The organism is Candidatus Limimorpha avicola (assembly GCF_056978975.1).
On sequence record NZ_DBMCYK010000001.1, the window covers coordinates 133,522 to 146,292 of the forward strand.

Genomic DNA, 12,771 nt, shown 5'->3' on the forward strand with positions numbered 1-12,771 from the left:
TATGAGAGAATTGAAAACTTTATTTATTGCGGCATTGATAATGCTGATGACGGCTTGCCAGCCTTCCACTACAGCCGACAAGATTGCTAAACTTGAAAAAGAACTTCAGAAAAATGAAGGGGTGATGACCCCGGAACTCGGAGAAGACCTTGTAAACTATTATTGCAGTTATGCAACTAACAATCCTTCTGATTCTTTGTCTCCGGAATATCTATTTAAAGCGTTGGATGTTTCTTTGAATCTCAATAATCCTCAGAGAACCATAGGTATAGCGGACCGTCTTTGTAAAGAGTATCCCGATTATGCAAAGACACCGGTTGCCATGTTCGTGAAGGGTTTTGTCTATGAAACGCAGTATGGTAACGAAGAGGCGGCACGTAAGGCATACGAGGAATTTATTAAGGCTTATCCTGACAGTGAACTCGTCAATGATGCAAAGGCTTCTATCGAAAACCTCGGCTTGACACCGGAGGAACTGATACGTAAATTCGAACAACAGAATGCTGAATGATTATAATATTGGACTTTCTTCCTGTTGTTGATAAAACAGTTTGTTGTTTTCTTCAATGAAGGAAAGGAGTTCTTCTCTTCCTGTTTTGCTCTCCGAGGATGTTACAAATGTTTCCGGCAGTTCTTCCCATGTCTCGAGAAGAGTGTTTTTGTAAGCAGCTACATTCATATCTGCCTGCCGTTGACTTAGTTTGTCGGCTTTGGTGAATACAATGACAAACGGAATACCGTCTTCTCCAAGTTGATTGATAAAGTCGAGGTCTATCTTTTGGGGTTTGATTCTGATGTCGATGAGTACAAAGGTACAAATGAGATTTCTACGTTTGCGAAGATAATCTTTAAGCATCTTGCTCCATAAGTCTCTTTCTTTTTGGGAACGTTTGGCAAACCCGTAACCCGGGAGATCTACGAGATACCAGTTGTTGTTGATGATGAAATGGTTGATGGTTATTGTCTTGCCCGGTGTGGCGGAGGTTTTTGCCAATTGTTTACGTTGAGTCAGCATGTTGATTAATGACGATTTGCCTACATTGGAACGTCCTATGAAAGCATATTCCGCCATGTTGGGTGCCGGTAGTTTGTCAACGGAAATGTTGCTTTGAAAGAAATCTGCGCTTTTTATTATCATTTCAGATGTGATGGTTTTTCTGTTTTGTCGTAAATAAGGTGACGTTCGATTTTCTCCATGTAAATGTCTTCTATGGTGATAAGGATGCCTGTTTCCTCCACATTGCCGAAAGATTCATTGATGGCAGTGCCGAAAGTCTTCATGGTAGGAGACAGGTTCATATAAGCATTGACTAATGGTGGTATGGTAGCGCCGTGTTCTCTGACGAATTTGCTCAGAATACGGTGATTGTTCTGATAATTTAACCCGACCAAACGCAATTCCATGATGAGTTTTGAAGTCTTGATATGAAGTTCCTTGGATGGATAAGGATATACCAAGTTGTCGTAATCCGGGAAATATTTCTTCATGAAATACAAGATCATATCTCTTAACATTGGATTGTATTGTGGATACATGGTAACTTTACCGAAGTAGTATTTGGTCTCAGGGTATTTACACCATAGGCTGCCAAGTCCGTCCCAAAGATTGTCAAGAGTATAAAGACTTTTTCTTGTGTCTCCGGTGGATTGATGTTTGGGTTGTACGAAAGAACGTCCGAGTTCTATGGTATATGGCAGATAATCGGTAATAAATTTGTTCGTATAATAAAATAATTCTGATGTTGGTGTATCCACTTGTCCTGCATTGTTGAGAGGTAGTCCTTTGCAGTTCAGGAATCTGTATCCGCCAAGGATTTCTTTGGCGACGGGGTCCCAAACAATCAGTTGTTCGAAGAAGTGTTTGCTACGGGTATCGAAGTCGTCGATATCAATGCTTTTTCCTGTTCCTCCTCCTGCTTCTCTGAATGCCAGCTCCCTAAGACGACCTATCTCGGTCATCGTATGGGGAGCATTATGTGCTGTGACGATGTATAGCTCGTTGTTGCCAAAGTTGGTCTTTCTTACAAAACGCTCCTCTGTCAACTCTTTTAATATGTCATCAGCAGGTACCGGTGATATGATTTTTTCCATTTTTTATATTGTATAATCTTCGTCCGGGTTAAATTCAATATTATAATTGTCTGCAATCTTATAGGAAAACTTCCTGAGTTTATCAGCCCATACGGTGTCATTGTATATCTTGTCAAAGGTTTGCCACGGTATCGGCTTGCCGAAAGTGATTTTCAAAGTCTTGTTTTTCTGTTTGTAAAACTCATTGACAAGAAAGAGCATTTCTATGTTTGCTTTGACATGCAATGTTTTGCGAATATTTGACAAGTTGTAGAAGAAATCGCTGTTTCTGCCGGAGATATGTGTGGGTATTATGTCGCGTTGGTATGTTCTCGCTTTGGAAATGAAAGTCTTTTTCCACTCCAGGTCGATGATTTTGCCGTTCTTTTTTCTTGAACATAAACCGAAAGGATAATAGCATATTGTCTTGTCCCCGGCAAAAGTGTCGTTGAAAAGTTTTATGTTTTCGGCATTGCTGCCGTGTTTGTTCACCGGTATGAATAATGGTCTCAGATTGGGGACAAATAGCAAGATGTCGTTGACGGGAGTGACAACATCAGGATAAAATCTGCCTACGGTATCTATTAAAGCTATACCGTCCAAACCTCCCATGGGATGGTTGGATGCAAACAATAAACGGTTGCCTTTGATGTTTTCACTGCCTTCCGTTTCTACTTTGGTGTTGAATTCTTTCAATACAATGTCAACAAAAGGAAGTCCGTATAATCCTTCACCCCTGCTAATCATACTGTTAATCTCATCTTGATGAAGTATCTTTTTTAAATATTTGAAGACAAAAGAAGGAATCCATTTGGCTGTTTTGGGTGCTTTGCTCTTGAAAACCTCTTCAACATCAATATAAAACTTGCCTGAGTCTCCCATTCCCGAACACTTTTATTTTAAATACAAAGATATACAAAAATGAAATTAGTGATGCCATTTTTTTGAAGATTATCATAGTGTGATTTTTAATTTATTGAATAACAATATATTAAATAATAATAGTTTTCGCATTTATCTCGAATTTTTGATGCTGCATTAGTATATGACTGATTTTGTGATAAAATACAATATGTTGATTAATATGTTGATAACTTTTTTAAAAATATTGTGTAAAAGTGGTAAGAAGTGGGAAAAAATGTATTATTTTTACAACTTGAAACAATTAAGGATAAATGGAGTACCCGATAGGTGAATATTATTGTAAATTAGACGCAAAGGGCCGTTTGTTGCTGCCGAGCAGTTTTAAAGAACAACTCGGAGAGGCGATAGAAGAGGGGTTTGTGTTGCGTCAGGGTATCTCTGTACAGTGTTTGGAATTATATAGTATGGCGGACTGGCGTGATATTCAATCCAAATTAGGGAAACTCAATTCTTTTAAACGGGAAAATATCATGTTGATCCGTAGATTCAATGCCGGTGCCCGTTTGGTTAAAATTGACGGTAACGGGCGTCTTCAGTTGCCGAAAGATCTTCTTGAGAAAAGCGGAATAACAAGAGATGTTGTCATTACGGCATTGACAGACAGAATGCAAATCTGGGATAAGGAACTTGCAGAGAAAGAAGATGGATTGATGTCGGATGAGCAATTTGCCGAACTGCTTGATGCCAAGTTGGGTGATATCGATTTTAATGACAGATAGATTGATTTAGGAAATTTTATATTATGTATCACATTCCGGTATTATTGAATGAGAGTGTCAATGGGTTGAATATCAATCCTGATGGCGTATATGTCGATGTTACTTTCGGCGGAGGCGGTCATTCTCGTCGTATATTGGAATGTCTCGACAAAGGTCATTTGTATGCATTTGACCAGGATGAAGATGCTGCTGCCAATATTATTGATGATGAGCGTTTCACTTTCATACCGCAGAACTTCTGTTATATGAAAAACTTCATTCGTCTGTATTATGGCGGTAAAGTGGACGGTATTTTAGCCGACCTCGGGGTTTCTTCGTATCAGTTCGATACTCCGGAAAAAGGCTTTTCTACACGCTTCGAAGGGCGACTCGACATGCGTATGAGCCGTAAATCTCCGCTTGACGCCGCTGCCGTGGTAAATACTTATGACGAGGCATCTCTTGCTGATGTGATATGGCGTTATGGAGAACTGAAAAACGCAAAAATATTGGCTTCTGCTATCGTCGATGCCAGACAGTATAAACCTGTAGAGACAACATCCGATTTGAAAGATATAGTCTCTTCACATCTTTCAAAAGGTTCTGAAAACAAAATGTTGGCGCAACTTTTCCAGGCTCTTAGAATAGAAGTCAACAGAGAGATGGAGACTTTGGAGATGTTTTTGTCGCAATGTGCTGAAATCCTTAATGTTGGAGGGCGACTTGTGGTGCTTTCGTATCATTCTCTTGAAGACCGTATGGTGAAAAATTTTATGAAAACAGGTAATGCAGAGGGTAAGATGGAAAAGGACTTTTTCGGTAATAATTTATCTCCATATTCTCTTGTTACACGTAAACCTATAGTGCCTGACGATGATGAGATTGCTGCCAATAACAGAGCGAGAAGTGCAAAATTGAGAGTGGCGGAAAGGAGGGCATTATGAAGGTGATGTTTGCTAACGATATTGAGTCCCAACAACGGGATGATTCAAAAACTGCTGTTAGGGAGAAAAAGAAGAAATTCAGGCTTAATAACTTCTTCTTTGCCTTTTTCGGCGGCGGCATGTTGTCGAGTGACAGATTCCTGAAATGGTTTCCGTTTCTTATATATCTGGTTTTCTTGGGAATGCTTTATATTACCAATACTTTTATTGCGGAAGATATGAGCGCCGAGATAGTCAAAACTAAAGAATTGATACAAGTGTATCATTATGAGTATTCTGCTAATGCGTCGAGAATAGTGGAGTTGTCAAAACGTACATCTTTGGGCGAACGTCTCGCTTCGAAAGGTATTGCGGATTCTGAAGAATCGGTGCGAGTATTTGTGAATGACTATTTTGATGATATTATAGGAAAGGAGTGATTATGGATAAAAGTGGTTTATGGCGTGTCTTTCTTATATATTTCGCCTTTTTACTTTTTGCTCTCTTTGTGATAGGTAAAATAGTGTATATTCAGATTTATGAAAAAGAGGATTTACAGGAATTTATTGAGAAAAATGAACAGAAAAAATTTGTCGTGATGGCGGCAAGAGGTAATGTCTTGTCAAAAGATGACAGTCCGCTCGCCATTACTATTCCTACATACGACATTTTCTTTGATACTCAGGTGGCACAGGATACTTTTAAGTATAAAGGTAAACAGTATATACTTGAAAATGAATATAAAAAACTCGCTGACAGCCTTGCCGTCATGATAGGAAAATATGATAGCAGGACATATCTGAGAGAGTTGAAAAAGGCAAAGGCACAAAAAAACAGATATTATAAAATTGCCGGTAAACTGACATTGGATGAATATAGAAGAATATCAAAGTTCCCTATTTTCAAATTGGATAAGTTCAAAGGTGGTTTTATCGCTGAGAAAAGATATACAAGGGAGTTGCCTTACGGCACTCTTGCCAAGAGGACGATTGGCTATGTAAGAGAAGGTAAAGACAGCATATATGTAGGTTTAGAAGGTGCTTATAATAAATATCTTACAGGTGTTGACGGAGTGGAATATCGCCGTCGTCTTAACGGTGGTACATTTATTCCTGTAGAATCTTCATATAATATACCGGCTAAGGATGGATGTGATATATGTACGACAATAGATGTCGATGTTCAGGATATTGTGGAAAAATCTCTTGCTCAGTGTCTGGCAGATAATAAGGCGGAACAGGGATGCGTGATAATAATGGATGTAAAAACCGGCTATATCGAGGCTATCTCTTCGTTGAAATATGATGAGAAAACAGGTGAATATGACGAGAAATATAATTTTGCCATTGCTGAGTTGGTGGAGCCTGGTTCTACTTTTAAGGCAGCTACCATGCTCGCCCTTCTTGAGAATGATCCCAACTTCGATGTGAATCGTGTAATCAATACCGGCGCTGCCGGGGTTAAATATTTCCATGGTCATGCTTTGAAAGACTCTCATGTCGTAAATAAAGGTAATCCGACAATACGACAGGCTTTTGAACATTCGTCCAATATAGCAATGGCTCAACTTGTGGAAGAGGCTTTCATTGATAACCCTCAGCGTTTTATTGACTTGCTTTACAAGAGTTGTATCAACGTGCCATTGAATCTTTCTTTGAAAGGTGGCGGCAAGGCTTATATTAAAACAACAGATAGTCGAAGTTGGAGCAAATTGTCATTGCCCTGGATGGCAATGGGTTATGAATTGCAACTGACACCTCTGCACATTCTTACCTTTTATAATGCTATCGCTAATGACGGTGTCATGATGAAACCTCAATTTGTTAGAGAAATTCGCGACGGCAAAGATGTCATTGAGACATTCCCGCCGGTTGTGATTAGTGACAGCATTGCCTCACCTAAGAATATCAGAATGATACAGGAACTGCTCCGTGGTGTGGTGAAAGAAGGTACAGCCAAGTCGTTGAATGACCTTCCTTTCTCTGTGGCAGGAAAAACCGGTACGGCTCAGATAGCTCAGGGTAAAAGCGGATATGCCAATAAAAGATATACTGCCACTTTTGTTGGATTCTTTCCTTATGAGAATCCAAAATATTCTTGTATCGTCATGGTAAGTAATCCTAAAGGTGGTGCGTATTATGGCTCAATGGTGTCGGCTCCTGTGTTTAAAGAAGTTGCTAAAAGAGTGTATGCCAATAAGATACCTGATACTGACAATGTGTTTATGCAGTCTGACCCTGATTGTGAGGTCTATACAGAGACTTCAATGGCATATCTTGATGATGTTGACAAATATTGCGACTTGATGAATATCGATTTGTATGATACCGATATTGGTACGGAATGGGTGAAAGTGAAAAGAAATATCAATGGTTATTATGTGGAACCTGTCAATGTTAACTATTCTTTGGTCCCGGATTTTACCGGCATGAATGTCACTGATGCTGTGTTCCTTATAGAATCATTGGGTTGGAAAGCACAGTTTGAAGGACATGGCAGAGTGTTGAAGCAGTCTGTTGAACCTGATGAAGAACTTGAAAAAGGAAAGACGATAAAACTTGTTTTGGGCTATGGGAAAAAGCGTTAAAGATATATTTAGAAATTATAAAACAATAAGTATCATAGGCTCAGGCGAGGTTGTGGTCGATTATATTGCTTTCGATTCGAGATGTTGTACAACGAAATGTATGTTTTTTGCGGTAAGAGGTACTCAGGTCGATGGACATGACTATATAGATAAAGCTATATGTAATGGAGCTGTCGTCGTGGTCTGTGAGAAACTTCCTGTAGAATGTAGAGATGATGTCGTCTATGTTCTTGTTGATGATTGTTCTGTGGCTCTTGGTTTTGCAGCTTCCGAGTTTTATGATAATCCGTCATATAAAATGCATTTGGTGGGTGTTACCGGTACTAATGGCAAGACAACAATAGCAACTTTGTTGTACCGTTTGTTTACCGATGCCGGCTATCCATGTGGTTTGTTGTCAACAATTGAGAATCTTATCAATGGCAAAGTCGTGCCTTCTACTCATACTACAGGCGACCAGATAGAACTTAATGCCTTGATGAGCAAGATGGTGGATGCAGGTTGCGAATATGTTTTCATGGAGGTGAGTTCTCATGCAGTGGCACAAAACCGTATTGCCGGACTACATTTTGAAGGTGGCATATTTACTAATTTGACACACGATCATCTTGATTATCATAAAACGGTGACTGCTTATCGTGATGCAAAAAAAATGTTTTTCGATAATTTACCGGAGACTGCTTTTGCTCTTACAAATCTTGATGATAAAAACGGTCTCTTCATGTTGCAGAATACCAAAGCACGTAAGATGTCGTATTCTTTGAAAACAATGGCAGACTTTAAAGGACTTGTGTTGGAGAGTTGTTTCGAAGGAATGCAGATGAAAATAAACGGCAGCTATGTGTTTACACGTCTTGTCGGTAATTATAACGCTTCTAACATCCTTGCTATTTATGGTGCTGCTTCTTTGCTTGGCATGGATGATGAAGAGATACTCTTGGGTATAAGTAAGTTGCATGGCGCTCCGGGACGTTTTCAGGTGGTGCGTTCCAACAGTGGCATAATCGGTATAGTGGATTATGCTCATACTCCTGATGCTTTGAAAAACATATTTGCAGCCATCAACGAGATACGTACCCATAATGAGATGCTTATCACGGTGGCAGGTGCCGGAGGTAATCGTGATACTACAAAACGCCCTGAGATGGCTGATGTGGCTGTAAAAAATAGCGATAAACTGATACTTACAAGCGACAACCCCCGTTTTGAGGAACCTGACACCATAATAAATGATATGAAAAAAGGTGTTGAGACGGCTTTTTGTAAAAAACTGTTGTGTATCACTGACCGCCGTGAGGCTATACGTACTGCCGTGGCTTTGTCGAAAAAAAATGATATTATACTCGTGGCAGGGAAAGGTCATGAGAATTATCAGGAAATAAAAGGTGTGAAACATCATTTCGATGATGTGGAAGAATTAAAAAAGGCATTTGAGGAACAATGAGTAATATAAGACACTATGTTGTACTATCTGTTTAATTATTTGCAAGATAAATTCGATTTGCCTGGGTCGAGATTGTTTGAATATGTGACTGTCAGAGCCATGTTGGCAATAATACTGTCATTGATATTGTCGATATGGTTGGGTAAATCCTTTATCAGAATGTTGAAAAAGTACCAGATTAGCGAGGTGCAACGTGATGTCAAAATAGACCCGTTTAACGTGAATAAAGTGGGTGTTCCTACTATGGGTGGACTTGTAATAATAACTTCTATTCTTATTCCTTGCTTGTTGGTGGGTAAAATCTTGAATGTTTATATGATATTGATGATAATTACTACGGTAATACTCGGGTTGACAGGTTTTGCAGATGATTATATCAAGACTTTTAAGAAGAAAAAAGATGGTTTGAAAGGGTGGTACAAGATCTTTGCTCAGGTGCTGTTGGGTCTCATAGTCGCAATGACATTGCGCTTTAGTCCGGCAGTGGTGATGAATGAGACAGTGGATGTTAGAATAGAAGATAATAAAGAAGTGGTCGTGAAATCACCTGATGTTAAATCTACACGTACCACTATTCCGTTCTTCAAAAATCACAATCTTAATTATTCAGATTTATTCAATTTTATTAAGAGTCCATGGAAATATTGGGTTACTTGGATATTTTTTACCTTAGTGGTGGTATTTGTTGTGACAGCAGTGTCTAATGGCTCTAACCTCAACGATGGAATGGATGGCATGGCGGCAGGTAACTCTGCAATTATGGGAGTGGCACTTTGTATATTGGCTTATGTGTCAAGTAATGTCATCATGGCGGATTATCTCAATATCATGTTTATTCCAGGTTCAGAAGAGGTAGTGGTATTTCTATGTGCTTTCGTGGGAGCTTTGATAGGCTTCCTGTGGTATAACGCTTTCCCGGCACAGATTTTTATGGGTGATACCGGAAGTCTTACGATAGGTGGAATCATCGCCGTGTCGGCAATAATAATTCATAAAGAATTGTTGCTTCCGATAATTTGCGGCGTCTTCCTAATAGAAAGTCTTTCCGTGATCTTGCAGAGACTGTATTTTAAAAAAGGTAAGAGAAAAGGACATCCACAACGTATATGGAAAAGAACGCCCATACATGACCATTATAGAACAGATCTCAGTTGGGTGGAACAGGTAACTCCGGGATGTAAGGTGCTTTTTAAGGGTTCAGACGAGAAACTTCATGAAAGCAAGATAACATTGCGCTTCTGGATTATAAGCATCATTTTGGCGGCTTTTGCTATTTTAACATTGAAAATTAGATAAATAATATATCATGACATTAGAACAATTGGCAAAACAGGGAAAAAGAAACTCGATGACAAGGGCAGCATCCATATCATCGCAGATGGGGCAGATTAAAAAACAAAGTATAAAAGACGCTTTCGTGGATTTGCAACATTGGAGACATAGAAGCGAACTCGTGTATTCTCATAATGCAGTGGATTATATAGACGATTCCGGAGCTGTCAGCCCCGTGGCGACATGGTTTACCATGGAGAATATAAACGCTCCTCTGGTTTGGATTACGGGTTGTGGAGAAAAATGTCTTGACTATGAGGACCTCGTCACTATGGTACACCGTTATGTGAAATATCTTATCTTTGTAGGAGACGATATGACAATAGTTAATGATACTTTTGGAGATGTGCTGAATGATAGAATATTACATGCTAAGACACTTGACGAGGCTGTCATAATGGCTTCAGAATTGGCTTCTCCCTCAGAAAAGGTGCTTTTTTCTCCTTCTACAGATGTCGATGACTCATTTGTTGATAGCTCTCAACGTGGAGATATGTTTCAGAATATTGTAAGAAACCTTAATATTTTATATGGAAAATGAGACTCTTTGACAGGATATTCCAAGGCGATAGAGGTATCTGGATGGTTGCATGGATATTGGCACTGATATCTTTGTTGTGCGTCTATAGTGCAACAAGTGTAGTCGCTATTAAAGATTACGGAGGTAATAATACTTTCGTTCTCATGAAACATGCTGTATTTGTTGTCGCCGCTCTTGTTCTTATGTTTGGAGCTTCTCGTGTGAAATATACATATTATTCTAATATCTTCAATCTGCTGTTTTTTGTTGCCATTGTCTTGTTGATACTTACTCAACTGTTTGGTACGGAAAGCGATGATGCCAGAAGGTCATTGTCATTATCAAAAATATTGCCCTTCATGGGTCCTAATGCTTCGTTTATGCCAAATGAGTTTGTCAAAATAATTCTTATTGGGTTTATTGCCAGAAAAATAGCATTGAGAAAAGATAATCCTGACCCTGGTTGGAAGGATATTTGTCTTAATATTATGCTTCCGGTGATATTTGTTGTAGGCCTGATAGCAACAGAGAACCTTTCTACAGCTGTGCTGCTTTTTGCTACATGTATTGCCATGATGTTTGTGGGAAAGATAAAGATGAAGTATATTTTGTCTTTCGTCGGAATTGCCGTATTATTCCTTGCATTGTTTATATGTATAAAGTTTATGACAGGCAGTAGCGGTCGTCAGACGACATGGAAAGCCCGTATTACAAATACGGATAATTATCAAAAGGATTATGCTAAGGCGGCTATCGCTACCGGTGGCATTTTTGGTAAACTGCCCGGCAAGAGTACAGAACGTAATTCCCTCCCTAAGGTGGAAAACGACTGTATCTATGCTATAGTTGTCGAAGAATATGGACTTGTAGGTGGTGTAATTGTGCTGTCTTTGTATCTTATCTTGTTGTATCGTGTGGTAATGATAATGGTGAAACGTCCCGACTCTTTCGGAGCTATTTTGTCATTTGGTCTGATATTGTGTATTGTCATGCAGGCTTTTATCAATATGGGCGTCTCAGTGGGATTGTTGCCTACTACAGGACAAAATCTGCCTTTCGTGAGTAGAGGCGGTACTTCTATGATATGTACGGGTATATCCTTTGGAATAATATTGAGTGTGACAAGAGATATAAATAAAAACGATGAAAAGAGAAAAGAACTCGAACAGGTGCAGGCTGCTGATTAGCGGTGGTGGTACGGGAGGTCATATCTTTCCGGCCATTGCCATTGCAGATGCCTTTAAAAAACGCCATCCTGATGCGGAGATAATGTTTATTGGAGCAAAAGGCAGGATGGAGATGGATATGGTGCCTAAGGCAGGTTATCCTATTGAAGGCCTGTGGATTAGCGGATTTAAAAGAAGTCTTTCTCTCGATAATCTTTTGTTCCCGTTGAAGTTGTTGTGCAGCCTGGTGAAAGCCGGAAAGATTATTCGTCGTTTTAATCCGGATTTAGTCGTCGGGGTTGGCGGTTTTGCCAGTGGTCCAACAATGCGCCGCGCCGCTTCCATGAAAATACCTGTCATCATACAGGAACAGAATTCTTTTCCGGGTGTTACCAATAGAATGATGGCAAACAAGGCATCACGAATCTGCGTGGCTTATGATGCAATGGATAAGTGGTTCCCCGCAGAAAAAATTGTATTGACCGGTAATCCGTTGAGAAACAATATAATGAATGTTAATGTTGACAGAGCGGAATCTGCTGCGTTTTTCAATCTTAACCCTGAAAAACCTGTGATATTGTTGGTGGGAGGCAGTCAGGGTGCCTTGGGTATCAATAGAGGTGTTTTTGCTGCTTTGTCTTCATTCAAAGATAATGATGTGCAGTTGATATGGCAGACTGGCAAACCTTATTTTGAGAAAGCATCTCAGGCAGTGGATGAAATGAACCTGTCATATAAGATAAAATGTGTTGTGTTTATTGATAGAATGGATATGGCATATTCTCTTGCTGATGTCGTCATATCAAGAGCCGGTGCTATCTCTATATCTGAACTTTCACTCATGCGCAAAACTGTCGTATTCGTGCCTTTGCCGACAGCGGCTGAAGACCATCAGACGAAAAATGCTCGCCGCCTCGTTGATGCCGACGCTGCTTTGCTCGTGCCTAATGATGCTACTGAGCAACAATTGATACCAACAGTGTTTGCATTGCTCGCTGACAAAGACAGATGTGCTGCTATGAGTCGTAATATTTATGGATTCGCTAAGGCTAATGCTGCCGAACTTGTGGTTGATGAAATTGATAATGTGCTGAATAATAAATGATT

The 12,771-nt window shown here is 39.6% G+C and carries 13 protein-coding genes; 10 read left to right on the forward strand and 3 right to left on the reverse strand.

The genetic code is table 11. From position 1 onward, the window contains the following. Window position 1: 1 nt before the first annotated feature. Window positions 2–511 carry a tetratricopeptide repeat protein gene (locus tag ACZOVS_RS00535; RefSeq protein WP_483995282.1) on the forward strand — a complete coding sequence of 170 codons (510 nt, stop codon included), beginning with the start codon at window positions 2–4 and terminating at the stop codon, window positions 509–511. Here ACZOVS_RS00535 and yihA read toward each other — a convergent pair whose 3' ends face one another. The 3 genes from yihA to glsA are packed head-to-tail and all read right to left on the reverse strand — an operon-like array spanning window position 512 to window position 2,952. Further along, on the reverse strand, window positions 512–1,138 hold the full coding sequence (gene yihA, locus ACZOVS_RS00540) for a ribosome biogenesis GTP-binding protein YihA/YsxC (RefSeq protein WP_483995283.1): 627 nt from the start codon (window positions 1,136–1,138) through the stop codon (window positions 512–514). Continuing rightward, a complete protein-coding gene (gene glsB, locus ACZOVS_RS00545) occupies window positions 1,135–2,091 on the reverse strand; it encodes a glycine N(alpha)-acyltransferase GlsB (RefSeq protein WP_483995284.1) in 957 nt (318 codons plus the stop codon). Before glsB ends, yihA begins: the two co-directional genes overlap by 4 nt. Before the next feature lie 3 nt (window positions 2,092–2,094). Further along, complete coding sequence (gene glsA / locus ACZOVS_RS00550) at window positions 2,095–2,952, reverse strand: lyso-glycine lipid O-acyltransferase GlsA (protein ID WP_483995285.1); 858 nt, start codon at window positions 2,950–2,952, stop codon at window positions 2,095–2,097. Between the two features lie 293 nt (window positions 2,953–3,245). Between glsA and ACZOVS_RS00555 the strand changes: the two genes are divergently transcribed. The 9 genes from ACZOVS_RS00555 to murG are packed head-to-tail and all read left to right on the forward strand — an operon-like array spanning window position 3,246 to window position 12,769. Next, window positions 3,246–3,713 (forward strand): division/cell wall cluster transcriptional repressor MraZ, encoded by a 468-nt coding sequence (locus tag ACZOVS_RS00555; RefSeq protein WP_483995286.1) that lies wholly within the window; start codon window positions 3,246–3,248, stop codon window positions 3,711–3,713. Between the two features lie 23 nt (window positions 3,714–3,736). Further along, window positions 3,737–4,636: a 16S rRNA (cytosine(1402)-N(4))-methyltransferase RsmH gene (rsmH, locus tag ACZOVS_RS00560; protein ID WP_483995287.1), complete on the forward strand. Its 900-nt coding sequence runs from the start codon at window positions 3,737–3,739 to the stop codon at window positions 4,634–4,636. After that, window positions 4,633–5,055, forward strand: coding sequence for an FtsL-like putative cell division protein (locus tag ACZOVS_RS00565; RefSeq protein WP_483995288.1), 423 nt, complete (start codon window positions 4,633–4,635; stop codon window positions 5,053–5,055). The genes rsmH and ACZOVS_RS00565 overlap by 4 nt, the downstream gene beginning before the upstream one ends. A gap of 2 nt (window positions 5,056–5,057) precedes the next feature. After that, entirely contained in the window at window positions 5,058–7,202 is a 2,145-nt protein-coding gene (locus ACZOVS_RS00570; RefSeq protein WP_483995289.1) for a penicillin-binding protein, read from the forward strand. After that, the gene (locus ACZOVS_RS00575; protein WP_483995290.1) at window positions 7,186–8,646 is read left to right on the forward strand and encodes a UDP-N-acetylmuramoyl-L-alanyl-D-glutamate--2,6-diaminopimelate ligase; all 1,461 of its coding nucleotides are present in this window, start codon (window positions 7,186–7,188) and stop codon (window positions 8,644–8,646) included. The genes ACZOVS_RS00570 and ACZOVS_RS00575 overlap by 17 nt, the downstream gene beginning before the upstream one ends. Before the next feature lie 15 nt (window positions 8,647–8,661). Further along, on the forward strand, window positions 8,662–9,942 hold the full coding sequence (locus ACZOVS_RS00580) for a phospho-N-acetylmuramoyl-pentapeptide-transferase (protein WP_483995291.1): 1,281 nt from the start codon (window positions 8,662–8,664) through the stop codon (window positions 9,940–9,942). A gap of 10 nt (window positions 9,943–9,952) precedes the next feature. Next, window positions 9,953–10,519, forward strand: coding sequence for a hypothetical protein (locus ACZOVS_RS00585; protein WP_483995292.1), 567 nt, complete (start codon window positions 9,953–9,955; stop codon window positions 10,517–10,519). Next, on the forward strand, window positions 10,516–11,685 hold the full coding sequence (locus ACZOVS_RS00590) for an FtsW/RodA/SpoVE family cell cycle protein (RefSeq protein WP_483995293.1): 1,170 nt from the start codon (window positions 10,516–10,518) through the stop codon (window positions 11,683–11,685). The genes ACZOVS_RS00585 and ACZOVS_RS00590 overlap by 4 nt, the downstream gene beginning before the upstream one ends. After that, the gene (murG, locus tag ACZOVS_RS00595; RefSeq protein ID WP_483995294.1) at window positions 11,642–12,769 is read left to right on the forward strand and encodes an undecaprenyldiphospho-muramoylpentapeptide beta-N-acetylglucosaminyltransferase; all 1,128 of its coding nucleotides are present in this window, start codon (window positions 11,642–11,644) and stop codon (window positions 12,767–12,769) included. The genes ACZOVS_RS00590 and murG overlap by 44 nt, the downstream gene beginning before the upstream one ends. Window positions 12,770–12,771: the final 2 nt, after the last annotated feature.